The following is a 25038-nucleotide window of genomic DNA, read 5'->3' on the forward strand; positions in this document are numbered from 1 at the left end:
AGAGGAAGATAGGAAAAGTGGGGACCAGGGCTACTGGCCCACTACCTGGACTTCGCCCACGGCGATGTCCACGGCACTGGAGCGGACCTCGGTCAGCTGGCCGCTCTGGCCACCGCCGGTCCAGTCGATCGCCCACGTAGACGTCGCCGTCACGTGGTACTTGCCGGGCGTCCGGTAGCTGTGACCGCAGTCGGGCGACGGGTTCTTGCCGAACTGCGCCTGGTAGGGGGTGCCCGGGGTGGTGCAGGTGACCGTCGTGCCGTCACCCATCGCCCATACGATCTTGGCGACCCTGGCCGTGGCGGTGACCGTGACGGCACCGGCGGAAGCGGACGCGACGTTAGGGCCATAGGTCTCGGGGCCCGTCGCCGTCCACATGTAGACCGGCATCCCGACGACACCGACACCACCCGGCTTGGGGACGATCCCGATGGCCGGCGGGCGAAGGAGCATCGAGTCGACCGCGCGCTGCGCGAGGACAGCAGGGTCCACGGCCACAGCGGGCGGGTTCTGCGCCCAGAAGGCCCGGCCCGCTCCCGCGAGATTGTCGCCGTCCGCGATGCCGTTTCCGAGTCCGCACGGGTCGAGGTAGACCGCCCCGTCGCCGGGCGAGTGGCCCTGCCACAGAGCGCTGCCAGCCGGCGGAGGAGGATCCAGCGGCCGAAACGAGCAATCCCGCCCCAAGCCGTCGATGTTGCTCCCGGAACCCGTCGAGGAGCCACCTGTTTGCTCCTTGGTGGGCGGCTTGACGGAGCCGGGGCTGTTCGCTCCGACACAGAAGTGCTTCAGGTCGGCGCAGCCCCCCACGCTGACTGGATCGTCCGCGTAGGCCGTCGGAGCGGTGGCCGCGAGGAGAAGGAGGACCCCTACCGAGCGCGCGCCGTGTCTCAGCATGCCTGTCCTTCCGGCTTCTCTTCCAAGACCATCCATCCACTCGGCCACTTCTCGGCGGTCACGGTGGTGATGTAGCGCTGGAGCCGGGTGGTGGGCAGATCGGCCGGCTTGCCGGAGTCCTTGTTCACCGGCTTCCACTGAGAGACGTCCATGCAGTCAGTGATGACGGCGGTCTTCAGCTTCGTGTCCGGTTTGAAGGTGACCGCGGTCTTCGAGTGCTTCGGCTGCCCGACGACGATGTAGCCGCTCGTACGGAGACTGGCGAGTTCCTGCTCCGTCTGTACAAGTGCGTTGCCGGTGGTGACCTTGCTCAGGTCTGTCCCCTGCGGGTCGGACTTGGCGTAAGCGCTGGTCAGAACGTCCCAGTAATGGGTGTAAGCAACCTGGACCTCGGCCTTGTCGGCCGCTTCGGGGTCGACGGGTGTGCTCGGCGAGGCGGCGGCCGTGGTGGCGCTGGGGGAGACGCTCGGGCCGGTGGCGGCGTTCTTGTCGTTCTTGCTTCCGCTGGTGCATCCGGCCGTGAGGGCCGCGACGGTCGCGGCGGCGGCTGCCGCCGCGAGCAGTCGACGGTTTCCGGTGTGGTGCTGTCGTGCGATTGCCACGGAAGTCTCCCCGGGTCACCTTGTCTGGAGGGTTGCCGTGCAACCCGCGTAAATTGCTGAAGGAACGGTGCGATGGGCTGCGCCCAGGTCAGGTCCTACTGGCCCACTACCTGGACTTCGCCCACTGAGACCGTGAACGGTGACTGGCGGACCTCGGTGAACTGGCCGGTCTGCCCGCCGCCCGTGACGGCCCAGTCGACCCTCCATGTGGCCGTCGCGGTCCCCTGGTATGTGCCGTTTGGCTGGTTTCCCGATGTCGACCGATAGAGGTGTCCGCAGTCGGGGGAGGGTGTCATGCCGTGGGCTGCGGTGTACGCGGACCCCGGGCCCCTGCAAGTCACGGTGGAGCCGTCCCCCATGTGCCAGGCGACGGAGGACACTGTGGCTGTCGCCTTCACCGTGATTCCGCCCGCCGACGCCGATGCTGTGTTGGGGCCCCACGTTGTGGGACTCTGACTCACCCATAACCACAGTGGCACGCCTACGGTGTACTTGCCGTCAGGCCTCGGGCTCGCAATGGCCGGGCCTGCCAGGAGCATGCTGTCCACCGCTCGATGAGCCAGCACGGCTGGGTCAACGGTCACAGCATCCGGAGTGTTGGACCATTCGGTGGTGATGACGATGTTCCCGTTGACTGAGTCGACCCAGCTGCACCTCTTGCGGTAGACCGCACCGTCTCCCGGCTGGTGCCCCTCCCAGGCGGCACTTCCTGCGGGAGGTTGGGGATCCAGCAGGGTGCGTGTGCACGCCCACCTCGGCGGAGGGCCGTCGCCTCCGCCTCCGCCGTTGCTGGCGCTGCCGCCTTGCTGTCCGGCGCTGCCTCCGCCCTGCCCAGGCTTGTCGGCGCAGACGCTCACCCATCCCGAGGCGCCGTCACACACGCCTCCGCCCGCATAGGCGGCAGCGGGACAGACCCAAACCGCAGCGGCCGCAGCTGTGAAGACCGTGAGCGCCCTCCGTCTCAGCATGTGCGGTCTCCGTGCCGGACGAACTTGGTCAGCATCCACCGGCCGCCCTGGAGCTCTGCGTCGAACACGGTGATGTAGTGCATGGGCTGTTCAGTGGGGAAGGGCCTCACCTGGCCGCTTGAGCGGTCGATGATCTTCCAGGTGGAGAGATCGAAACAGTCCGAGATCGTGGCCGTGGGCTGCCCACCGGACAAGTTCACCGCTGAGACTTCTGGCCGATGCCCAGGCGCGCCCTTCATGGTGGTGCCGGCTCGCTGCATGTTCGCGATGTCGGTGAGTGTCTGGTTCAGCGCGTCCTTGGCCGCGTAATCCACGAGCTTCGTGCCCTGCTCGGTTCCGGCCTCGTACGCCTTGACGGACTCCGCCCAGAATGCGCTGTACGTGGCGAGGATCTTGGTCTTCGCCTCAGCCTGCGGGTCAGCGATGCTCGGTGTTACGGCAGGTCTGGAAGCGGAGGCAGGCGGGGGGATGCGACTGGGTTCTGCGGTGCAGCCAGCCGTGAGCGCTGCTGCAGTGGTGGTGATGGCAGCGACCGCAAGGAGCCGACGGTGTTGCTGGGCCCTGCGCATTGGGCGGTGTCGTGTTGCCACTGGACTCTCCCCGGTCGCCTTGTCGGGCGGGTTGTAACCCAGCCCGCGAAAATCGCTGCTGCAATGTGTCGTGTGCGGTTTTGGTGGTCGTTCTATCCGGCACCATACGACGTCAACGCCCGAGCTCCTATGGGGTTCTTGTGGTGCAGGTGACTGGACGTTACCTTTGCCCGTTAATGCTCGATGATCTTGTGTCTGCGAGGCGCTGACGTGCGGTTTCTGGCTGCTGTGGTCGGCGTCACCCGGTAATGACGTGATTCCGACAGGCTGTGGCCTGAATTGCACCCGATGGCTTGTTCTTTGCTGCTGGCAATGCTTATTGGTGCTCCTCACCGGCTTTCTCACCAGCCGTCCTCAGCCCGATCACGATTGGGATGACGAACTCACCGGCACCTTGTTGCTGGTCCGTGCGGAAGACCGCAGAGGCTTGTGTCCTCGCTGTGCCGTACGGCGGTCAGAACGGAGGCTCGTCGGTCCCATCACAACCGGCCCAGGCGCCGTTGCCCGTTTCCTGACCTGGGACAGCGGTGGGTGGCTGCAGTTCGGCGTGTCCGTCGTCCTGCCAGATGAAGTGGTAGTCGCCGTAGCTGTCGATCAGGCCGGTCTCCATCTGGAACTCGCGGTCCGCGACCTGCTGCATGAGGTCGTCGTGGTCGGCTTGGGCCTGGTGGTAGTCGGTGAGGTCGCTCGCGGAGAGCCCTGCGGGCCAGGGCCGGATCACAGCTGGGTCCAGCCACGGGGCTCGCTGCTACCGGCCAGGGGCGTCCAGACCTTTGCCTGGGGGCCGTGGGCTTCGAGGTCTTCGAGGACGGCCGCGCCGAGGGGGACGTGGGCGCTGAGGCGGGTGACGAGGTCGTGGTCGGCGGTCATCCGCCGCAGGTCCGCGATCCGGTTGGTCAGGGTGGTGCGGGAGGCGCCGGTGAGGATGAACAGGATGCGGGGGAAGCGGGGATAGGAGCGCTGCCAGGCAAGGACCGCGGCCTGGTCGGCGACGGTGCCCCGCCGGCCAGCGGGTTGGGGGGTGTAGTCGTGGAAGCGGGCGTAGGTGATGAGTTTGCGGGCCAGGCGCTCGCTGCTCATGGTGGCGCGGTCGATCTCGACGAACGCCCGGTATTGCCGTCGGGGGCCGGTGGCGGTGTAGTGGAAAACGGCGTCGGCGATCAGCCGGTCTTCGCCCGCGGTGTCGGGGAGGCGGTGGGTGACCTCGGGCACCCAGTCCAGGGGCTGGTATTCGTCGCCCCGCGCGCGGGCGGCGGTGAGGAAGGCGAGGTGGGCGCGGACGCCGGTGAGGATGTGGGCGGCGCGCAGGGAGGCTGCCTCGGGGGAGTGGATGGGTGTGGCGGTGCGGCCGCGGAGTTCGGGCCAGTCGGCGACCGTGTGGTGGCCGGCGGGGGTGAGGAAGTGGGCTTGGAGGCGGCCGGGGAGAACGGCATGGGTGATCAGCCCTTGCTCGCGCAGGGGGACCAGAACCTTGTGGATCTTGCGGGGCGGGCTGTTGGGGGTGACCAGTTGGTGGATCTGGGTGCTGGTCAGCAGCCGGTGCTGGGCGATCAGGGCAAGGGCCTGGTGGGCGTGGGTGTCTGCGGTGGCGGGCTGGAACATGATCGCGGTAGTCATGCGTACTGCTCTCCTGCGTCGTGAACGTCGGTGGGTGTGGTGCGGGTAGTGAGGAAGGAGCGGACCGCTTCTTCCTGGGTGAGTGCCACGGCGCTCAGTACGGCCAAGGACTGGGCTGCGGTGTTGGCGTGTGCCCTCTTGTGCAGGGCGGCGACTTGGCCGGGCCGGGCGAGATCGCCGAACACCTCGGCCAGTTCGGGGCCCCGGATCGGCACCGGGCCGGTGCGTTTGCCAGCGACGGTGAAGGACGCGTAGTGGCGCCACCGCTCGAGGCCGGCGACGTCGCGGGGGGTGACGGTGCCGGGCCACTGGCTGGTGATCTGGGCGATGGCCTCTGCCGATCCGGCCGTGGTGGACAGACAGGAGGCGTTCTGCAGAAGAGCGGACCGGGTGGAGGGGCTGAGGCGGTGCATGAGCTGGGTCATTCCGTGGAGACGGCAGCCGAACTTGCGCAGCTGCTCGGTGATCTCCGCCAGCACGGTGGATGACCCCTGGTCCAGGGAGATCAGCTCGTCGAGGTAGAAGCGGAAGGGCCGCCGCTTGGCTTCGGGGAGATCGCGGCGTGAGAGGCCGGCGCGCAGGAAGTCGTGGACCATCAGAGACACGAGCAGCCGGTCGGTGGGCCCGGTGCCTGGCGGGCAGATCCACAGCACCTGGCCCTCGTCCATGGCGCGGCGGATGTCGTACCCGCCGGCGGGACAGCCCAGGGCCGCACGCACAACAGGGTTGGCCCCGAGGCGCTCCAGAGGGTTCAAGACGGTCAGGACGGCCTCGCGGGGGAAGCCGGGGAAGCTCCGCGTCCACCAGTGCCGTGCCTCGACGTCCAGCGCGGAAAGGGCGAGGTGGCGGAAGGTGGGATCGGTCAGGAGCGACCGCACCTGGAAGATCGTGGCCTGCACTTCCGGGAGTTGCTCCCCGACGGCCTGGGTATTGACGGCTACCAGGGCCTCGACCGCCTTGGTCAAGATGGTGAGCGCCCGGGGTGCGGTGACGTCCTCCCATCCCAGGGCTCCCGCGAACGCCTCCACGACCGAGGCGGTCACCTCGTGCGCCGGCTGCCCAGTGGTCATGTCCAGCACGTTCCAGCAGCTGAGCATGTCCTCGTCCTCGCGGACAGTCAGGTCGAACAGCGCGACCCGGTCGATGACGTCCTCGTGGGCGAGGTAGCGGGCGACGTCGGTGAAGGAGTCCCCGTGCGGGTCGACGAACGCCAGCCCGCGCCCGTTATGAGCGCTGGCCACGGCATGCACCTGGGCGCGCATCGTCTTGCCCCAGCCAGCCTTGCCCGACTGGACTTCGAAGAGGGTGTCGTCCTCGTAGGTAGCCAGCAGCCGCTCGCGGCCGTCGGCCCCCCGGTACCACCCCTGGGGCAGCAGATCCTGCCCCAGGGCGTAGGTGGGCATCTCGGTCTCCAGCAGCGGTAGCCGGGCTGCGACGGTCGGCGGCTTCAGCAGCCCTGCCAGTTCGTCGATGTGCGCCCACCCGCCGCGGGCCGGGCGCATCACGGCTGTTGCCCACTGCGCGTCGAACCGGCCCAGCCACGGCCTGCGGTCGGGGCCGAGGCGCAGAGGTCCGGCGGACCAGCCGAGTGCGGCCAGGCGCGAGGGGCCGGCGTAGACGTCCATGGCCGCCTTGATGCGCGCCAGCCGGGCCTGCGCACGCCCGTCCGCGTCCGAGGCACAGCGCACCAGGATCTGCACCCGCACCAGCCCCGGGCTGTGCGTAAGCTTTCCCAGGACCACTTCCCGGTCGACCTGGCGGGGCCTGGGGGACATCACCATCTGTCCCCTGGGGCTGCCGTGCCACTCGGACGGGTCGAGCAGCCTTCCCATGGCGGCCGGCTCGCGGGTCAGCCAGCGTGCCTCACGCTGGGCTTCCCGGCGGGCCTGGTCGCGGGCGCGCTGCATGGCCTGCATCCGCCGTACGGCCAGGTGCCAGCGCGGCGCGGGGGAAAGATCCACGCACACCTCGGCGAGATCGCCGAGCTCCGCGTTCAGGTCGGCGACCGCGTCGATCAGCGGCTGGAGCGGATCCGGGTCCAGCGGCACCTCACGCAGCCGCGAGCCCGGCTCTCCGTGCAGGGTTAATACTGCGCGTACGACGTGAGCCTGCTGCTTGTCGGCGACCGGGGCCGTCTGTTTCACCTCGACCCGCGGCCCGTACGGGGTCTGCTTCAGCAAGGGATGCGCCGTCGACGGGGCCTCGATCCGGTAGACCAGGGGACGCTTCCCGTCCGCGCGCAGTCGCACCCTCACCGAGCGCGCCCGGCGCGGTGTCCACCACGGACCCGAGCCGGCCGCCCGCACCAGTTGCATGCCCTGCCGCCAGATCTGCTCGGCATCCGGCTCGAAGGCCGGCGTCGGCTCCAGCTGGAGGTAGGTGCGCCGCGACAGGGCTGCGGCGCTCAGGCGCCGCTGCAGGTGCTCCCATCCGATCAGGGCGGCAGCCGTGAGCAAGGCCAGCCACCAGGAGTTCGCCAGGATCCAGCCGGCGAGCGCCGCCAGCCCGTCCCACAGCGCGGCGCCCATGGGCAGGACCGCCATGGCGGTCAGGTGCGCTTCCATGATCCTTGTCCGTTCTGGGTGTAGTGGAGGGCCGCGGTGCGACCGTCGAGGAAGGTCCCGGCCGGATCCGCGCCGGCCCACACCAGCCGCACCACGGCCTGTACCTGTGTCCGTTCGCCGCCTGCGGGGGCTGTGGTGTCGCGGCGGGCGGTGGCGGCCTGGATCCGCACTTGCGTGTAGCCGGTGGTCTCCGCCGTCCAGGCCGTGCGGCCCAGTTCGAGCAGCCGCTGCTCGTCGTCCGGTGGGAGATCGGGCGTGCTGGCCTGGTCCAGGGCCTGCTGGATGATCGGGTCGGCTGCTGGCCCGGACCCCGGCGGCGGGAGCTCTCGCGCCACAGCGCTGCCATCGCCGGCACCGGGTCCGGCCGGCTGCCGGGTGGGGGCCGGTGCCGCCGGAGCGGCGGAAGGCGTCGCGTCGGCGGCGGACCGCGGTGACGGGGGTGCGACGGACACGGCGGCCGACGGCGCGGCCGGCCCCGGGCGCCAGGAGGCAGGGGCCGCAGGCCGCGGCGCCACGGCATCGGCCTGCTGCGTGCTGGCGCCGTGTGCTCCCATCCACAGCAGGACCATTCCTGCGGCGGTCAGGACGGCTGCGGCACCGATCAGGCGGCCGCCCGTCCATGCACGTCCGGTCACAGGAGTCGGGCCCCTCCCGCGTAGTCGGGCATCGCGGTGACGGGGTCGATCCGCACCTGCGTCCCGGGCCGCGGCGCGTTGATCATCTTTCCGTCGCCGAGATAGATCCCGACGTGGTGGATGGTCGAATCCGCAGTGGGGCTGTAGCCGTAGAAGACGAGGTCGCCCGGGCGCAGCGCCGTGTATCCGGCGGACGCCGGGATCCGCCGGCCAGTGCTGGCCTGTGAGGCCGCCGTACGCGGCAGCACGATTCCGGCCCGGGCGAAGGCGTACTGGGTCAGGCCCGAGCAGTCGTAGCCGACCACAGAGCCGCCGTCCTGCCCGCGGGGCGAGCAGCAGATCCCCGTGCTGGGGCCTTCGGGTCCGCCGCCGCCCCAGGAGTAGGGGATGCCCTGCTGGGTCAACGCGGCCTGGATGACCGCGCCGATGTTCCCCGACGGGACGGCGGGCGCGGTGCCGAGGGCGTCGTAGCGGTCGATGCCCGACATGACGTCGTCCACATACGCCCAGGACAGGTTGTAGGTGTGGATCGCGGCGCGCAGCTGCTCCCGGTCGCCGAGGTTGCGCCCGTCGCCACAGAGGTAGACGGCGGCCGATGCGGCGGCGTCGTCGGCGTTGTGCGGGCTGATCGTCCCGTCCTTGTTGCCGTCCTTGCCGTAGGCGCGGAACGTCTCGGGCAGGAACTGGAAGGGACCCACCGCCCGGTCGAACTGGGGGTCGTTGTCCCAGCGTCCACCGTCGGTGTCGCCGATCGCCGTGGTGTTCCCGCCCGCGCCGGAGCCGTCCAGGCGGGGGCCGGTGATGATCGGGGAGATGTCCCCGCCCGCTGCGAGGGTATGGCCGGCGGCGTGGTCGGACTCGACCCGGGCGATCCCGGCGAGGACCTGCCACCGCATCCCCCTGCACCCCGGAACATACGTGGTCACCTGCGCCGCACCGGTGAGGTAGGCGGCGAACATCCGCTCAGGGATCCCGGCCGCAGCCGCACTCACCGCCGAGCCGGCCGGCACGCCCCCGCGAGCCCGGGTGGCGGCGGCCACCATCAGCACCGGCGCGGTGCAGCACGCCACCACCATCAGCAGCACTCCCAGGCATCCCAACTTCTGCCACCGCTTCACCTCTCACCGCCTTCACGGCGACGGCGCTCCGCCACGCGGGCTTCGAAGATCGCGCGTAGCCGTGCCGCGTTCGCCTCCTCCGCCTCTCGGCCGGCCGCCCCTGCAGGACCGCTGCCGGCATCACGGCGCTCAGCCAGCGGGGGAGTGGCGGCGGGCTCTGCCGACCGGCGACGGGGCGCCGGCTCACGGCCCGCCTCGGCACGCGGCGCCGAAATGGTCCTCCTGGACACCCCTTCGCCGCCGCGGGAGGAAGCGGCCAGAGGAGCGGTGGCGATGGCAGCGGCCACGGCGGTCTCGCGAACCGCCCCCACCGGGTCGTGGACCTGCCAGGCGGTCGCAAGGCGCTGCCCGGCGTGGTCGACGCCGTCCCGTACGAGCCGGCCGCCTTCAGCCCACCGGTCGGCGTCCTCGCGGACCTGGTGTGCCGCCACGCGCAGCTGGGTGCGGGCGTCATCGGTGAACTCACTCGCAGCCCCGTGGGCGCGGCCCAGATTGCGGGGGAGCCCCAGGGTCGCGCCGTAGGCGAGGCGCGCGCCGCGGGAGGCGATCCGGTAGCTACGCAGCCGCGAGGCACGGGCATGGATCCGGGACCCGAGCAGCGGCCGGTCGGTCGCCGGATCGTGCAGGACCTCCCCCGTCCACTGATCAGCGACCACCTCTCCCGAGCCGGCGGCCCCGCCGTGCGCGGCGGCGGAGAAAGCCTGCGCGGCCGGGTGCTGCCCCTGCTTGCGGGGTCCGATCAACGCGGTGTGCCCGGCCCGCAGCGCGAGGGCGATCGGTGCCAGACCGCGCCTGCCTTCGGCGAGGGCATCGCCCAGGAAGCGGCCAGGGGACATCGGCATGCCGGCCCCGTCGCTCATCGCCGCGAGACTGCCCAGGGCAGCCAGGCGTGCACCGAAACTCCCGTGTGCCGCGGAAGGTTGTCCGTCCCTGCGCGCAAGCCCGCTGGCCGGGCTGTGCTCGGCGAGGGCAGCGCCGATCTCGGAGCTGTCCCCGCGCAGGTGGCTGCCGCCGATCTTCCGGTAGCGCATGCGCGTGGCCATCCGCTGTCCGAAACCGGACGTCGCGGCCAGCACCCGCCGGTGCATGACCAAGAACGCCACAGCGACCGCGTCCACCAGCAGCAGGCGCTCCACCATCAGGTCGGTTCCGCTGTCCGACAGCACCGCGTCCACAGCGATCCCGAACATGGGCAGGCACAGGGCGGCCATGAAGGACACCAGAGCCGAGGCGACGAACACCCCCACCCACCGCCACAGCAGCATGCGGGAGGGGCCGGGAAGCATCGACCACACCCAGGCAATGGGGCCGCCGGCCGCGGCGGCCGCGTCGGCGCCCTGCGCGCCGAGCATCACGACCGCCATCGACACGATCATGAGGGTGACCACAAGCACCGCAACCAGCAGGGCGACGACCGACCACACCCGGTCCCAGGTCGGCGTCTGCGCGTATTCGGCTGCCTCCTGCCCGACGGGCCCGGCATCCTTGAGGTCCTTGACGAGCTGCGCGAAAGCGTCGTCCTTCCCGCGAAGGCCGTTCCCGTTCTCGCAGAAGTCCCGGGCCGCTTTGGCCATGTTCGCGCAGGGGTTCTTGCAGTAGCCCTCGGCCGACCCGATCAGCCCCTTGCACTCCGGGTTGGCCGACCCCTTCCGACTGCCGCCGCTTTCCTTCAGCTGGTGCTCGCACTCCTTTTTGAGGACACCGATCACCCCGGAGCACTTCGAGAGGTCCACCTCGCCCGGCGGCGGCTTGGGCAGGTTGCTCGCCATCCACTTCAGGTGGGCCTTGTAGGCGTCGGCGTCCTCCGCCTTGTCGGGGTCGAGGACGCGGCCGTACTGCAGGAGCATGTAGGGCTTGACCACCAAACTGTCGGTCAGCGCGCGCTGGATCGGATCGACCACGGCTTCCGCCCCGCCCGTCCTCTCCTTCAAGCACGCCTTGTGGGCAGCGCCCACCGCACCGTCATCGCAGGGCCGGCCGCCATGCTCGGGTGTGCCGAAATAGGAGGCGGTCGTGATCGACGCCACCTCGACCGCGGCCTGATGGGTCTGGTCGAGGGGGCCGTCCCTGCCCAGCAAGTAGTCAGGACGAACGAAAGCGCTCGCGGCGAGAGCAGCGATGACCAAGGTCAGCGCGATCTCCCCGAGCCCGGTGCCGACCTTCCCCCGCACGAACAGGACCAGACCGAACACGAACGCCCACGCGAGGAGCAGGCCTTCGAGACCGAGCGGCGCCACCACATGCTGCTGGTAGGCATCCGCGATCTGCTGGGCGGGCTTGGTCAGCAGGGTGATCAGCGGGAACCGGAAGACGAAGTCGATCAGCCAGCCACACAGCCCCACCAGCAGCCGCACCAGCGTGAACAGGCCGCTGAGGACCAGCCGCTGGACGTCACCGACCACATCAATCGGCAACCGACCCGTCGTGGCCAGATCGACCGCCGGAATGCCCCCCTGGGACTCCTGGATGGTCGGCATCGCCTCCAGCTGATAGCTGCTCAGCGGCACCCCCTCCCCGGTCATGATGTCCAAAGGCCCCAGCAAGCCCCCGCCCGTGCCGGTATCGCCGGTTGCGGCGGCGGCCACCGCCGTGTTCGTCACCAGAAACGTGACGGTGAGCAGGACGACGAACCCGGCAGCGCGCAGCGTGCCCCGGTCCAGCCGAGGCCAGGCCCTCACAGCCGCCGCCCGGCGACGCTGGCCAGAGCGATGGCGGCCGCGACAGCGGCGGTGGAGAACAGCAGCAGCGCGGACCGAGCATCCAGCCCCGGCAGCCCGGCAACGGTCGGCGTAGACCGGTGCGGCGCAGCTGCGACAGGCTCGACGGAGCCCGGCTGCATGCACGGCAGGTGAGCCACCAGTCGGACGTTCCGTGCACAGCTGTCACCGGCCTGCGCGGCGTTCACGTCGGCGGCCGGGACAGCCACAGGGGTATGGGGCAGGGCCCATGCGGCCACAGTGCAGGCCAGCAACAGCACCGCCACGGCACCCACCAGCAGCATCCGCACACCGGATCGGCAGTTCATGAGGTCCCCCCGGTGGCCGCGGGCTGTACCGCGCGGCTGGGTGTGGTGAAGATCGACTTTTTGATGCGGGGCACGGGCGGGACGACGACCTTGATCCGGCCGACCTGCATGCGCGGATCGCGCAGCAGCATCTCGCCCTCGCGGCCGGCCTGACCGACCGGGGAAAGGCTGGTGGTGACCAGCCGGATGAGGTCCTCGTCCTCGCCGTCCAGGCCCAGGAACTGCAATCCCTTGACCGCGCGGGCGCGGTCGGCGGTGCGGGCCAGGAACCGGTAGGCGATCAGGCCGGCGTCCTTGCCCAGCTCCTCTTTGTCGTGAGCTCCAAGGAAGACACCGGCGCCGTGCTTGCGGCCGTCGTGGAGGATCTCGTGGACCAGAGCGGCACCCTCCGCGGAGGAGGTCAGCCAGTACACCTCGTCCAGGGAGACCAGACAGAACCGGGACGGGTCGGTGAACGCCGCCTGCCGGGCCACGGCCGCGATCAGATACAGCACCGCCCGCCCGATCAACGCCTCCAAGGGCTGCTGGCGCAGCACCTCGACGTCGGCGAACGCCTCCCGCGGCGGCAGGGTCAGACCGGTCGTGGTCACCACGACCATGTCGGCTCCGAGGTCCCCATCGAGCGTGACCGGCGGCAGACTCGGGTCGAAGACCATCGCCGCCAATGGATTGGTGCGCACGATCCGCAGCAGGTCGGCCATGGTGGCGGCCGCATCTGCCCGAGTCGAGCCGGCGCCCGAGGCCGCCAGCGCGGCCAGGACGTCGAGCACCTTTCCCATGGACGGCTCCGGCCCGCCGCTGACCTCCTCGACCGCGTGGTGGAGGACGGCCCCGGCGGCCGTCATCGCCCCCACCCCCAGCTGGAGCGTCAGGTAGGACAGGGCGTAGTGAGCGCCGACCGGGCCGCCGAACACCCGCAGCGGGTCGATGGAGATCTGTGCCTTCGCGGCGTCGATGATCTGGCAACGTTCACCCGTGGCTGCCCGCGCGAAGCTTGCCCACTCGCGCATCGGGGTCCGGTCGATGACGATCGCCCGCCCACCCCGGTCCACGACCGCTTGGGTGACCAGCTTCTCCAGCACGCTCTTGCCCGCACCAAGGTCGCCGATCACCGCGCTGGAAGCCGAAGCGTTGACCTGCGGGGCATCCGCCGGATTCAGCAGCACCGGCCGGATCGTGCCGCAGTCCAGGTCGTAACCCACCATCATCCCCGCCGGATCGCCCACCCGCGACAGCGTCAACGCCCCGCAGGCGGCCCAGTCCTCCGACAGCTGGTGCTGCGTGAACTGCCCCAGCTTCGGCGCTCGCACCGTCCCGGGCAGGCCCAGCGCGAACAGCTCTTCCTGCATCCCATACGGCCGCTCCACCCGGTAGTCGCCCCCCGACAGGGCCGCCGACAGCTCCCGCGCCCGCGCATCACACGTCACCGCGTCCGGCCCCCACACACTGAGCACCGTCACCGACTGGACCTCGACCTCCACCGACGTCCTTGCCATCCGCGCGTCCTGCTCCGCCAGATCCCCCGCGGCATCCGGCAACGAGTGCGGCATCCCCGTCGGCTGCGCACCGTACTGATCCGCCTGGTCAAGGAGCTCACGCTTCTTGCGCTGGACCTGCGCCCGCGCCTTCTTCGCCGTGACCACCCGCAGATCGACCGTGACGTCGACCGGGAAGGACAGCGCCTCCAGCTGGGCCAGGACATCGGCGGACCGCACCGACACCGCCGGCGGGATCTCCGCCAGCGCCAGGTGCGCCTGATATCCGGTTCCCGCCTCGGACTCCACCTGAAGCCACCGGCGGCCCAGCGGCGACGAGGCCGCCGACCGCCACCACGGGCTCCTCGGCCTCGCCACCTTGGCATCGGCACCCGTCTCCTGGCCGCCCTCGGCCAGCCGGACCATCCCCAGATCCGCGTACGAGGGCGACTGCAGACGCCCCTCCCGGACGCTGCTGCCGTAGAGCCGGCTGTGCTCCGCGTCCGACAGCAGTGGCTCCTTTGCCAGGCCGCGGCCGATCGCGTGCTGGAGCATCCACACGATCTCGGCCGCCGACGCGGGCCGAAGCCCCAATCCTCCGCCCAGGGAGGTCTGGATCCGCTCAGCCTCCACAACGGCCGCCGTCACCTCCGCCTCGGACACCGGCACCGGCGGGAGATCCAAAGCAGCCGACAGCTCCGCGTACAAAGCCGTGAGGGAAGCGCTCGCGGCTCCACCCTTGGCCGCCAGAGGCACGGCCAGCCACAGCGTCCGCTCGTGCATCTCCTGACCGGTCAGCAGATCGACCGTCGCCGCGCAGGTCTCCGCCCACGCGGGCAGCCGCTGCCAGTCGACGTCCGCGACCATCCGCTCGGCGATCTCCCCCGGATCCGTCTGGGCCGCGAGAACAAACAGACGCGGCTCCATCCCGGGCATCGACCGCACCAGCGAGGTGATCCGCCCCAGCAGGTCCTGGTGCACCCGGGCGGGCAGGTAGCCGCCCGGCAGCGCAGCAACCCGCCACACCGCCCACACCCGGCCCGAGGCCGACCACAGCAGATGTCCCGAGATATGCCGGAAAGGCGTCCTCATCACGCCGCCCTCCCCGCACCGTCGGCGAGCAGCCGCGCAAGACCCGAACCGGCAGCCGCCCGCCCGCCGGCAGGCGCCTCCACCACGGCCACCGCCCCGGCACCCGCCGCAGCGATCCTGAGGGCGGGGGTGATGACGAACCGGGCACGCAGGCAGGACGGCTGCCGGTCACGGGCGACCCGCCCGCCGATCCGCCCGGCCGGATGCCGAAGCAGCAGCGAGCCCACCCCGAGCACCGCCGTGAACGGGTTCTGCCCGGCGATCTGTGCCCCACGCACCGCCCACACCGCACCCAGCCACAGGGCGATCGGCACCGGCCCCGCCCACGACCACCAGTCGAACATCTTGATTAAGACGAACGCCCCACCACCCAGCACCACCAGCTGCGCCGGGGTGTAGGGGCCGAACGGCAGCGTCCAGTCACCGAGCTTGCCCAGCACCCACGGATGCCGGCGCGCAATGGTGTAGGCACGCGCGACGCGCACCCGCTCGGCCCCGCTCACAGAACCCCTCCGCTGCCGCCCGCGGCAGGATTGGGGGTGACCACGACGGTGACAGCGCCCGCACCCTTGGCCGGGTTGTTGATCTCGTCCTTCACCGCGCCGGACAGCGACTCCCGCGCTTCGTACAAGCCCAGCGCGAGCACCATCGCGATCAGCGCGCCGATCCCGGCCTTCAGCGAGAAGCGGCGGGCCACGGTCACGACGACCACCACCGTCAGCGCGACTTTCAGGCCCTTGTCGCTCCACCCGCCCAGCGTTCCGATCAGGGAGTCACCCAGCTCGTCGAGCTTGCCCGCGAGGATGAACTGCTGCTTCATCGCGCACCCCCCGCGACGGGCGCGGCCACCGAACCGGACGGGGCAACGGACGGGGCCGTCGCACCAGAAGCCCCGCCCTTCAGGGCGCTGACCTCCCACCGCCCGGCCCGCGTGGTCATCTCCAGCTGATAGACCAGCGGCCACCTTGTTCCGCCCCTGTCCTCACCGGCGACCCGGACCCGCACCCGCGCCCGGGTCCCGTCGGCCGGAACCTCCTTCCCGCTCGCCTGCTCGGTGTCGGCTACGACGTCCTCGACGTCCACCCGCACATAGCCGGTAGCCGCCGGAGCCGACAGACGCATCCCGGGCGAGAGGTAGCGCTCCAGCCCCGCACCCTGCCCGCCTGCAAGGTAGGTCCGCAGGAACTCACCCAGCGACGCCGACAGGGCTGCCCCGGAGGGGACGGAGTGGGAGAACGGACCGGCCGCGGCCTCCGGCGCGGTCTCGGGGGCAGACACCTCCGCCGGCGAAGCCGAGACACTCAGCGCCCCGCCGTCCCGGCCCCCGGTACCGGACACCGCGAAGTACCGCACCACCGGCCCGGTGCCTGCCGCAGGCTCCGGCGCCGGACTCGAAGCCGCCGGGGCAAGGGGGAAGGCGTCGGTGAAAGCGGCGACAACCACCGTCCAGCCGCCGGGGGAGGACGCGGTCCGCACCGGCACCACCCGCAGTGCACCAGGCAGCGCCTCGCCGCGAACGCGCTTGGGGAGCTGCACGGAGGGCGCCATCGACCGCAGGGCCGCAGCCATAGGGCTGTCGGGCTCTGCCGCATCGGAGCGCAGCCACAGCTCCACGAACAGCGCGGCCGTACCCGCCGGGTCGACCGACGGCCTGGACGTGCTGTCAGCGTGCGGAACCGGGGCGGCCTGGGCGACGGAGCCGCGCGGCATCACGAGGGCGACGGCCAGTGCCAGGGGCCCAGCGGCCAGCGCCGCCCAGGCCCCGACACGTGCGAGTCGCGGTCCGCGCGAGACGGTCTTGCCGACCGGAACGGTCTCCGGGCGAGAGCCTCGGAGCGACGGCGCGACAGCCATCTGTGGGGCTCGCCGCAGGCGGCGTGAGGAACGGGGAACGGGAGTCATGGAACGCCTTCCGTGGAGGTGCTTGTTCTTGCACCCCACGAAACGGTGGCGTTGTCACCGGCCGGCTCACCGCTGCCAGCCTTCCAGAATCACGGGAAGGGACCAGTGCCGCTGGTGAGGTCGCAAAACCTCCCCACCGCAGGTCAAAGCCCTGCCGACCGGAACTCACCAATGACGAACCACGCCTGGTGAACTCACCAACCACCTCACCGCTCCCACCAACACGGCGCACCAGGAAGCCGTCCTCGCGGCGGCGAGGATCCCCCCCCCGCCCGAGACGGTAACCGCGGCACAGGCCGCAGCCGCTCCCGGCCTGACGTAGGAGGCCGGCCGCCAGTAACCCTAACCACCCCCTGATACACCGTTCGATTGGCAGACCAGTTCACAGCGCGTCTAACTCAGTTGGTGAGGCGGGTGAGGAATGCGTGGGTGTCGGCGTCGGTGCTGTGGATGTGGGTGGTGTGGGTGCCGCGGGTGAGCAGGACGCGGTAGGTGTTGAGGGCGAGGGGGAGGTAGTCGTCGGGTGCGAGGTGGCGCAGGGCGTTGTCGTGGCTTTGGTCGGGGTGTGCGGTCCAGCGCCCGTTGGACCAGGTGAGGTCGGAGCCGATGATGACTCCGGCGTGCCGGTATTCCAGTCCTTGGGCCGTGTAGACGCAGCCGATCTGCTGGTGGCCTCCGGTGTGGGTGGCCCAGAGCTGACTGTGCGGCGCGATGGGGGTTCCGTCGGCAGGGTCGATCAGGGCGCCGGCGGCGTTCCAGGCGGCCTTCCATGTCCGTGCCGGCCGGTCCGGTCCGCCAGGCGCATCGATGGCGATGTCCAAAGGCAGGGTGGTCGCACCGCGGCGGCGGGTCTTGGTCCAGGGCCAGCAGAATCCCGCCGCCGTACGGGCGGTGTGTCCAGCGGCGGTGGCCCGCTCGATCTCCTCCTGGAGGAGGAAGGGGTCCGCAACCGTGGCGAGCCCGTAGCCGGCGTGCCCGGTCCACGGCACGGGCTCGCCATACAGCAAGGACTCGACCCAGGCGGTGTAGGCGGCCGAACCCCGGCAGCGGAACGAGCCGGTGAGTTCCAGGTGATGATGGACCCGGCCCATGGCGCGGGCGGCCGCCGCGATCTCCTCCACGCTCGTGCCTTCGTCGGGCCGGATGATCTGCCGCTCGTCCAGGAAGATCACGGCCAGCCGCACATGCTCCACCACTGCCGCCAGATCCGGCGGCAGTCCCGGGCCACGCCGCCTGATCCGCTGCGCCTCGTCGATGACGAGGGTGCGGGCCTGGCGGGCGGTGCCACGCAGAGCGTCCGCTGAAGGGAACAGCTCGCGGGCGGCGCTGTAGCCGCCCGCCGCATCCAGAAGGTGCGCGCGGAGCGTACCGGAGGGCGTAACGAACCGGATGCCGGAGTCGGGGTGAGCCCGCATAAGGTGCCCCAGCAGACGTACAGCCACGGCTGTCTTGCCACTGCCGGGCCCGCCCCGAACGGTGATCACAGCTCCCCTGGGGGCCGTCCCGGCCAGCTGAGGGGAGGCGGTCAGGTGGCGGGCCGCGGCGTCGCGGATCCGCAGGAAAGCGTCCTGCTGGTCACCGACCAGCGCGAACGAGGAACTGCCCTGAAGGATCGAGCCAATCTGCTCCAGGAGCCGGGTGGACGGCGTCCACCGGATGTCCTCGAACGCGGCGACCTGTGAGGCGCTGGGCGCGGTCAGGTCCGCACAGCGCAGCAGCCCGGCCAACTGTGCCGCCGGCGCAGTGAGGTCCTGGGAGGTGAGGACGGGGATGTCGGCGACCGCCGGCACGTCGCGACGCAGGGCCAGCCCTTGCTCGGCGGTCGCGTTGTGCAGCAGGACCACAGCGCGCAGGTCCAGTTCGGGCGCGTCCTGGGGCCGCCAGTGCTGGAAGAAGCTGCGGTAGGCGGCGACCTGGTAGACCGGATGGGCCGTCACGACCCCGTCCGAACGCAGCACCCGCTCTCCCCCGTCGAGGACACGGCAGGTCTGCCACTGCTTCAGTTCGACCACCACCAGGACCAGCTTCCCATCCGGGCCAGCCCCCAGCAGGAGCGCGTCCAGGCGGCGTCCGCCTCCGGGCGTCCCGTACTCGAGATACATCCGCAGATCCGACAGGCCCGCCCGCACCAGCGCCTTTGTCAGCGCAGGCCAGCTGTTGCGCCAACTGCGGACCTCGGCGTCACTCGGAGCTCCGAACCCCGCCTGGGCGAAGCCCGCGACGCAGCGGCCGATGAAACCGGCGTCGCCAACGCGCGCGGCGATCTCACCGACCGGGCCAGCAGCAACGCACTCGACCAGCCCCCGCGCCGCCTGGCGTTTTTCTTGTGGACCGGGGGCCGGACGAGGTGCGGGGAACGCACCGGCGAGCACGGAGAGGCCGGGGGTCTCGTCGGACATGCACGTCTCCTTGTGTCTGCGAACGGTACTCGCGTGTGGAGCCTTCTACTTGGGCCGTTCGGCCCGTGCCGCACCCGAACCGGCCAGCCCCTGGCACGCAGCGGCTGGTCCTGGACTGAATACCTCTGTTAGGCAGGCGAGTTGAGGAGAAGGCGCACAGGCCAGCGAAAGGCTACCAAAGGAGAATTGCTATCGACCCGTGCGTAGATGGCTGCTTATGATGCCCTGCATGAAGAGTTCGACGTTCGTCATGGTCCACGTCGGCCAGAGCACCGAGTCACAGCGCAACCTCGAGCACGGCATCGACACCCTCTCCTGGGGCTTCCCCGAGACCAAACCCGAATACGACAACGCCAAACCGCAGTTCGCCGTCCTGGCCACCGGCGCCTCCCCCCGCGTCCAGCTCGCCGACTGGCTGCAAGAGACCGCCACCCTCTACCTCTTCCAGGTCCGCGGCGGCTTCTACACAGGAACCGCCTGGCACTGGCCCGACGAGGAGGCGGAACGACGCCTGAAGTACCCCCAGCGCTTCGGCATCGAACCCCTCGCCAAACTCGAGAACGTCCCCCTCGGCCCTGACGGCCCCCTCACCGAAGCCGGAAGCGACGCCATCCGCCGCTCCGGCACCGACCGCGGCATGGGCAAGATCGTCCAGATGCCCGCCCAGCGTCTGCTCGAGCTCGCCGGGATCCCCGTCGACCCCGACGAGCCCGAAGACGTTCCCCTGGACCGTTCCCCGGGCTTCACCGCCGACCAGGTCGAAGGAAAGAAGAAGCCCCAGAGGCGCCGCCGCGGCGCCGGCTACATCTCCGACCCCAAGAAGCGCAAGACCATCGAAGAGCACGCCGAAGCCCTCGCCACCGTCCACTACGAACAGGACGGCTGGACAGTTGAGAAGCTCGGCAAGCCTTACGACCTGCGCTGCACCCGTGGCACCGAGGAACGCCACGTCGAGGTCAAGGGCACCACGGGCGCTGCCACCAGCGTCGAGCTGACCATCAACGAAGTCCTCCACGCCCGGGACAAGGACAACACCGTGGACCTCTACGTCGTCAGCGACATCCGAGTCGACACCCAGACCGACCCCTACACGGCCAGCGGCGGAAGCGTCTCGTACTACCGAGACTGGGAGCCGGCCGAGGAAGACCTGCGCCCCCGCAAGTACGAATACCGGCTCCCGCACACCACCGCATGACCCGAGAAACCCCCAGTTGCGCGGTTTCTCACGTCCGCGGCTCTGGGCGGCTCAGGGGGAAGAAGCGGGGGATGTAAGAGGGGGACACTGACGGGGACATAGGAGGGGGAGACTGCGCGGGAGACCGTACCGTCGGCGCACCATGCATTTGCGCAGGTCACGCCCTCCTTTTGCTGGTGGTGACCTGCCGGACTTTTTGTTTGTGGGTGGGGGGCAGTGAAGCGGTCCGGTAGGAAGCAGCTTCCGCTGAGGCCGGTTCTTCGACCGGGCGGTTTCGTAGGAGACAGCAAGCGGAGCATCCCGTGCTTGCCTGATGTACGACATCTCTGGGCAGTGCTCAGGCACTAGCTGCCTACCGCCTGCGGGCCTGGCGGCCCGGGGCCCTCCGCTGCGCTTCGGGCGGTGCGGGCCTGGCGGCCCGGGGCCCTCCGCTGCGCTTCGGGCGGTGCGGGCCTGGCGGCCCGGGGCCCTCCGCTGCGCTTCGGGCGGTGCGGGCCTGGCGGCCCGGGGCCCTCCGCTGCGCTTCGGGCGGTGCGCCGCGGGACGGTGGCAACTCCCCTCGAAACATGGCATGATAATGGAATTGGGAAGGGTTTGGTGGTGTGGTGCCGCCGGACTGACAAGCGTGAGTTGTGCGGACGGCTGACGGGAAAATCTCTGGCAGCCCGTCAGCCGTCCTACACCTTTTGGCCCGAGGGCGTGATCAGCAAGCCCATTCCAAAAGGCGACGGTTTCATCCTAGGCGAGAGCTGGGTGGCCGCTCGGAGGGGGAGCGTGTTTTGCCAGGGACCAGTACGGATTGGAGGACGGTTGTGACGACGTTGGATGGCCGTGAGGTCTACAGCAGGCGTGATCTGATGGCGAGGTGGGACGTTTCGCTCTCCTCGTTGGAGGACTGGTATCGCGAGCGCCGATGGAACGGACATCCTGAAGCGGTCGGGAAGAAAGGAGTTGAGCTGGTCTGGGATGCGGCTGAATGGGATCAGTGGTACGAAAACCGGAACAGTACGGCACATCTCGTCAGCCGTGCAGACCTGGAACAGCGCCACGGTCTTGCCCGCAGCACTCTTGAGCGATTGTGGGCGCTGCGCGAGGAGAACGGACATCCCGAACCGGTCAAGACCCTGGACCGCGTCATGTACTGGGACGCCGGCCAGTGGGAGGCATGGTACGCCGAGTACAAGAAGCGCACCCAGCGACGCGAGGTCTACCTCGACCGCTCGGGCGACCCCGACGACCTGCTGACCCTGGCGGAAGTCGCTCGCGTCCTCGGCGTTACGCCCGTCAGCATCGGTCACTATCCCAAGCGCATGCCACGGGGCTGGCCGCAACCCGTTGAAGAAGAGGAGCTTCCCAGCGGACGCCTGCGCCGGTGGTATCGCCGCGCGGACATCTGGTCCTACGTCGAGAATCGCACAGCAGCCGGCCCCCACCGCCCCCGAATGTCCGGTGGAAAGACCCCTTCAGACGAGGCGCCAGAGAGTCCTTGATCAGTCCCTTGCTCGTCGGGTGGTTATCGGAGAGATGAGAAAATAAAAGAAAAGGTAGGGGTGTGCGGTCGGGGTTGGTCGTCTTCCTTTCTGGGATGTGGTCCTTTTCCCGGCCGGTCCAGTCTGCGTCACGCGGGAGGGAAGTCAAACGGGGGGCTGTTTCCGAGGGTTCAAGATCTTTCGCGCGGGCGCGAAACATCTTGAACCCTCGGGCCCCCCGTTTGACTTCCCTTTTTCCCGCGTGGCGCTGACGACCGGCTGCCGGGAAAAGGGGGCCACATCCCAGGTCGTCACCAGACGACCACCCCCTCCCGGCACACCGGGAGGAAAGAATGTTCAACCTGGATCGCATGCGGAAGGAAAAGCCCGTGCACTTCGTCGGGATCGGCGGATGCAACATGAGTGCGCTGGCCGGCGCACTTCACCAGCGCGGCTACACGGTCACGGGCTCCGACATCGCGAACGGCCCCAACGTGCGGGCGCTCACCCAGTCGGGGATCCAGGTGTCCATCGGACACGCCACTTCCAACCTGCCAGACAGCAGCCAGCTCGTCGTCGCGTCCCTCGCCGCGGTCGGCCGCACTAACCCGGAGGTCCTCCAGGGCGAGGAGTGGGGGGTGAGGACGGTCGACCGGGCGGAACTGCTGGCTGCCATCATGGCGCAGCACCCCGAGTCCATCGCCGTCTCGGGCACCCGGGGCAAGAGCACCACGACCTCACTCGTCGCGGCCGTGTTCGTGGCCGCCGGACTTGACCCGACGGTCTCGGTCGGCACCACCGCAGACCAGGGCAACTACCGTAACGGCGGCGGCAGGCATGCCATCGTCGAGGCATGTGAGTACCACAGGGCCTTCCACTACATGCAGCCGTCGGCGGCGCTGATCCTCAACGTCGTCCACGGCGACCACGGGGACTACTTCAAGAACGAGGAGGACACCCACAGTGCCTTCCACGACTTCGCCGGGAAGATCCGTCACGGCGGGTTGCTGGTGACCTCGGCGGACTGCCCAGTGGCCCGCACCATCACGGCCTCCCAGGGCCGACGAGTCACCTTCGGTCTCGCCCAGACCGCCGACTACCAGGCGAAGATCACCTCCTGGCATGACGGCCGCCCCCGTTTCACGGTCCTCCACCGGGGAACCACGATGGGCGAACTCGCCCCGCACCTCCTGGGTCAGCACAACGTGACCAACATCCTGGGCGCGGTCGCGATGGGTCACCAGCACGGGCTCGAACTCGATCAGATGCGCGACGCCGTCGAGACGTTCGCCGGCGCACCCCGCCGTCTGCAGCATTTGGGCACCCGCAACGGAGTGCACGTCTACGACGACAAGGCATGCACCCCGGGAGAGGCCGCGGCCACGATGGCGGCCATCCGCAGGGCCACGCCGGGTAACATCGCGATCGTGCTGCGTCCGACCTCCTTCAGCCGGGTCCGTGACCTGCTGAACGAATACCCCGACCCCTTCGCCAAGGGTGATCGGATCGTGGTCACCGATATCTACCCCGGCCGCGACACCGAGGACTTCGGCATGCACGCGCGTGACGTGGTGCGAGTCCTGGCCGAAGCCGGGCTGGACGCCCACTACGTCCCTGACAACGGAACCGCCCCGGACGTCGAAGCCGTGTGCGCGCACATGAGTCGATGGGCACGAGATGTGAGCGCCCTGGTGACTTTCGGCCCGAACGATGTGGCCCAGGTCGGACACGCGTACCTCGACGGTCAGCGGTAACTCCGAGGGCAGGCATCCCCAGCCGGGGGTGCCTGCCTTTCGCCTTGGAACCTACGTGGAGACAGACCTGTGATGAGACTGAGCGACCTGCTGGCCGGAGAATCCCATGAGGTCCTGCAGGGGAACCCGTCGGTCCAAGTCACAGGAAGGTTGGTCTACGACTCGCGGCTTTTGTGTCCGGGTGACTTGTTCCTTGCTGTCCCAGGCCGTCGTACCGACGGTCACCAGTACATCGACGCGGCTGTGGACAGCGGGGCAACGATCGTTGTCGCGGAGAAGTACGAGTCGGAGTTGCCGTCCCACGTCTGTGCGGTGCGCGTACCGGACATTCGATCGGCTGCCGCGGCTCTGGCCTCTCGCTACTACGGAGAGCCCGGTCGCCTGATGGACATGGTCGCCATCACGGGAACCAACGGAAAGACATCGGTCGCCTTCATGATCGAAGCGGTGCTGCGCGCCGTCACCGATGCCAACGTCGGTGTCATCGGCACCGCCGGCCTGAGAGTCAGGGACGAACCTGTCGCTCTCCCCACCACGACGCCCACCACTCCCGAAGCAGTCGATCTGCAGCACGTTCTGCGGCTGATGCGGGATCGGGGGGCAGATACCGTCGTGCTGGAGGCTTCGTCGATGGCCCTCGCCCAGCACCGGGTGGACCGCACCTTCATCGATATCGGGGTATTCACGAACCTCACCCCCGACCACCTCGACGACCACGGCACCATGAACGCCTACAAAGAAGCGAAACTGGCTCTCTTCCAAGGCATGGCTCGGCACGCGGTGGTCAACGTGGACGATCCCGTCGGAGGCGAGATCACCACGCTCATGCCCGATGCCGTCACCACCTTCGGCATCACGACCAGCACTGCGGACTTCCGAGCCAGCGACATCGCCATCACTGCCACGGAAACAGCGTTCACCCTCCACCACGAGGGCTCGGAGCACCGGGCCAGCGTCCCTGTCCCCGGCCGCTTCGCCGTCGCCAACGCCCTGGCGACCGCCGCGACCTGCGTCACCCTGGGCCACAGCGTGCCATCCGTCATCCAAGCCCTGGCAGAGCTCCCCCCTACACCGGGCAGATTCGAGACCATCAGCACCAACCAGGGCGTCACCGTCGTCGTCGACTACGCGCATTCCCCTGACGCCCTGGAAAGCGTTCTCACCACCATCCGCGGCTTCACACAGGGACGCGTCATCACCGTCTTCGGCTGCGGCGGAGACCGAGACCCCTCCAAACGAGCTCCGATGGGGAAGATCGCCGGCCAGCACTCGGACCTGTGCATCCTCACCTCGGACAACCCCCGAAGCGAGGACCCGGAAGCGATCCTCGACAGCATCGTCGCCGGCATCACCGAAACAGGCACGTCGTTCGAGCGGCACACCGACCGACGCCAGGCCATCGAACGCGCCCTGAACACCGCCCGGACCGACGACACGGTACTGATCGCAGGAAAGGGCTCCGAGACGTACCAGATCGTCGGAACCGCCACTCTTCCCTTCGACGACATGGAAACAGTCCGCGAAGTCATCCGACGAAACGCCTGACGCCGACGGAATCACTTGCCCCCCACCCGTAGTCCCTTGCTCGTCGGGTGGTTATCGGAGAGATGAGAAAATAAAAGAAAAGGTAGGGGTGTGCCGGGAGGGGTTGGTCGTCTTCCTTTCTGGGATGTGGTCCTTTTCCCGGCCGGTCCAGTCTGCGTCACGCGGGAGGGAAGTCAAACGGGGGGCTGTTTCCG

General features: G+C 69.6%; 19 protein-coding genes. 4 read left to right on the forward strand and 15 right to left on the reverse strand.

Annotation, left to right across the window (positions count from 1 at the left end; genetic code table 11):
* Window positions 1–30: 30 nt before the first annotated feature.
* The 15 genes from ACFY0O_RS36235 to ACFY0O_RS36305 form a co-directional block, all read right to left on the reverse strand.
* Window positions 31–492, reverse strand: coding sequence for an ATP/GTP-binding protein (locus tag ACFY0O_RS36235; protein WP_211275085.1), 462 nt, complete (start codon window positions 490–492; stop codon window positions 31–33).
* Between the two features lie 395 nt (window positions 493–887).
* A complete protein-coding gene (locus ACFY0O_RS36240; protein WP_388955002.1) occupies window positions 888–1496 on the reverse strand; it encodes a hypothetical protein in 609 nt (202 codons plus the stop codon).
* Between the two features lie 961 nt (window positions 1497–2457).
* Window positions 2458–3033 carry a hypothetical protein gene (locus tag ACFY0O_RS36245; RefSeq protein WP_388955005.1) on the reverse strand — a complete coding sequence of 192 codons (576 nt, stop codon included), beginning with the start codon at window positions 3031–3033 and terminating at the stop codon, window positions 2458–2460.
* Window positions 3034–3508: 475 nt separating this feature from the next.
* Entirely contained in the window at window positions 3509–3775 is a 267-nt protein-coding gene (locus tag ACFY0O_RS36250; protein ID WP_388955007.1) for a hypothetical protein, read from the reverse strand.
* Window positions 3772–4671: a replication-relaxation family protein gene (locus ACFY0O_RS36255; protein ID WP_388955009.1), complete on the reverse strand. Its 900-nt coding sequence runs from the start codon at window positions 4669–4671 to the stop codon at window positions 3772–3774. The genes ACFY0O_RS36250 and ACFY0O_RS36255 overlap by 4 nt, the downstream gene beginning before the upstream one ends.
* On the reverse strand, window positions 4668–7235 hold the full coding sequence (locus ACFY0O_RS36260; protein ID WP_388955011.1) for an ATP/GTP-binding protein: 2568 nt from the start codon (window positions 7233–7235) through the stop codon (window positions 4668–4670). Before ACFY0O_RS36260 ends, ACFY0O_RS36255 begins: the two co-directional genes overlap by 4 nt.
* Entirely contained in the window at window positions 7220–7570 is a 351-nt protein-coding gene (locus ACFY0O_RS36265) for a hypothetical protein (protein ID WP_388955013.1), read from the reverse strand. Before ACFY0O_RS36265 ends, ACFY0O_RS36260 begins: the two co-directional genes overlap by 16 nt.
* A gap of 296 nt (window positions 7571–7866) precedes the next feature.
* Window positions 7867–8988, reverse strand: a complete 1122-nt coding sequence (locus ACFY0O_RS36270; protein ID WP_388955016.1) for an NlpC/P60 family protein — start codon at window positions 8986–8988, stop codon at window positions 7867–7869.
* Window positions 8985–11666, reverse strand: coding sequence for a hypothetical protein (locus tag ACFY0O_RS36275; RefSeq protein ID WP_388955018.1), 2682 nt, complete (start codon window positions 11664–11666; stop codon window positions 8985–8987). Before ACFY0O_RS36275 ends, ACFY0O_RS36270 begins: the two co-directional genes overlap by 4 nt.
* Complete coding sequence (locus ACFY0O_RS36280) at window positions 11663–12013, reverse strand: hypothetical protein (RefSeq protein WP_388955021.1); 351 nt, start codon at window positions 12011–12013, stop codon at window positions 11663–11665. The genes ACFY0O_RS36275 and ACFY0O_RS36280 overlap by 4 nt, the downstream gene beginning before the upstream one ends.
* A complete protein-coding gene (locus ACFY0O_RS36285; RefSeq protein WP_388955023.1) occupies window positions 12010–14580 on the reverse strand; it encodes an ATP-binding protein in 2571 nt (856 codons plus the stop codon). The genes ACFY0O_RS36280 and ACFY0O_RS36285 overlap by 4 nt, the downstream gene beginning before the upstream one ends.
* On the reverse strand, window positions 14580–15083 hold the full coding sequence (locus ACFY0O_RS36290) for a hypothetical protein (RefSeq protein WP_388955025.1): 504 nt from the start codon (window positions 15081–15083) through the stop codon (window positions 14580–14582). Before ACFY0O_RS36290 ends, ACFY0O_RS36285 begins: the two co-directional genes overlap by 1 nt.
* Entirely contained in the window at window positions 15080–15400 is a 321-nt protein-coding gene (locus ACFY0O_RS36295; RefSeq protein ID WP_388955026.1) for a hypothetical protein, read from the reverse strand. The genes ACFY0O_RS36290 and ACFY0O_RS36295 overlap by 4 nt, the downstream gene beginning before the upstream one ends.
* On the reverse strand, window positions 15397–16434 hold the full coding sequence (locus tag ACFY0O_RS36300; RefSeq protein ID WP_388955028.1) for a conjugal transfer protein: 1038 nt from the start codon (window positions 16432–16434) through the stop codon (window positions 15397–15399). Before ACFY0O_RS36300 ends, ACFY0O_RS36295 begins: the two co-directional genes overlap by 4 nt.
* A gap of 446 nt (window positions 16435–16880) precedes the next feature.
* A complete protein-coding gene (locus tag ACFY0O_RS36305; protein WP_388955030.1) occupies window positions 16881–18881 on the reverse strand; it encodes a DNA/RNA helicase domain-containing protein in 2001 nt (666 codons plus the stop codon).
* 229 nt (window positions 18882–19110) lie between these two features.
* Here ACFY0O_RS36305 and ACFY0O_RS36310 point away from each other — a divergent pair, with 229 nt between their 5' ends.
* The 4 genes from ACFY0O_RS36310 to ACFY0O_RS36325 all read left to right on the forward strand — a co-directional run bounded on the left by ACFY0O_RS36310 (window position 19111) and on the right by ACFY0O_RS36325 (window position 24844).
* Entirely contained in the window at window positions 19111–20076 is a 966-nt protein-coding gene (locus tag ACFY0O_RS36310) for a protein NO VEIN domain-containing protein (RefSeq protein WP_388955032.1), read from the forward strand.
* A gap of 812 nt (window positions 20077–20888) precedes the next feature.
* Complete coding sequence (locus tag ACFY0O_RS36315; protein WP_388955035.1) at window positions 20889–21566, forward strand: hypothetical protein; 678 nt, start codon at window positions 20889–20891, stop codon at window positions 21564–21566.
* A 350-nt stretch (window positions 21567–21916) separates the two neighbouring features.
* Entirely contained in the window at window positions 21917–23299 is a 1383-nt protein-coding gene (gene murC, locus ACFY0O_RS36320; RefSeq protein WP_388955038.1) for a UDP-N-acetylmuramate--L-alanine ligase, read from the forward strand.
* A 72-nt stretch (window positions 23300–23371) separates the two neighbouring features.
* Complete coding sequence (locus ACFY0O_RS36325) at window positions 23372–24844, forward strand: UDP-N-acetylmuramoyl-L-alanyl-D-glutamate--2,6-diaminopimelate ligase (protein ID WP_388955041.1); 1473 nt, start codon at window positions 23372–23374, stop codon at window positions 24842–24844.
* Window positions 24845–25038: the final 194 nt, after the last annotated feature.

This window comes from Streptomyces sp. NPDC001594 (assembly GCF_042893675.1).
In the GTDB taxonomy this organism is placed as follows: Bacteria; Actinomycetota; Actinomycetes; order Streptomycetales; family Streptomycetaceae; genus Streptomyces.

Coding starts and splice junctions, on each gene's coding strand:
- ACFY0O_RS36295 (WP_388955026.1), bottom strand. CDS start 15,400: ATGAAGCAGCAGTTCATCCTCGCGGGCAAGCTCGACGAGCTGGGTGAC.
- ACFY0O_RS36260 (WP_388955011.1), bottom strand. CDS start 7,235: ATGGAAGCGCACCTGACCGCCATGGCGGTCCTGCCCATGGGCGCCGCG.
- murC (WP_388955038.1), top strand. CDS start 21,917: ATGCGGAAGGAAAAGCCCGTGCACTTCGTCGGGATCGGCGGATGCAAC.
- ACFY0O_RS36245 (WP_388955005.1), bottom strand. CDS start 3,033: ATGCGCAGGGCCCAGCAACACCGTCGGCTCCTTGCGGTCGCTGCCATC.
- ACFY0O_RS36300 (WP_388955028.1), bottom strand. CDS start 16,434: ATGGCTGTCGCGCCGTCGCTCCGAGGCTCTCGCCCGGAGACCGTTCCG.
- ACFY0O_RS36325 (WP_388955041.1), top strand. CDS start 23,372: ATGAGACTGAGCGACCTGCTGGCCGGAGAATCCCATGAGGTCCTGCAG.
- ACFY0O_RS36310 (WP_388955032.1), top strand. CDS start 19,111: ATGAAGAGTTCGACGTTCGTCATGGTCCACGTCGGCCAGAGCACCGAG.
- ACFY0O_RS36280 (WP_388955021.1), bottom strand. CDS start 12,013: ATGAACTGCCGATCCGGTGTGCGGATGCTGCTGGTGGGTGCCGTGGCG.
- ACFY0O_RS36305 (WP_388955030.1), bottom strand. CDS start 18,881: ATGTCCGACGAGACCCCCGGCCTCTCCGTGCTCGCCGGTGCGTTCCCC.
- ACFY0O_RS36285 (WP_388955023.1), bottom strand. CDS start 14,580: ATGAGGACGCCTTTCCGGCATATCTCGGGACATCTGCTGTGGTCGGCC.
- ACFY0O_RS36255 (WP_388955009.1), bottom strand. CDS start 4,671: ATGACTACCGCGATCATGTTCCAGCCCGCCACCGCAGACACCCACGCC.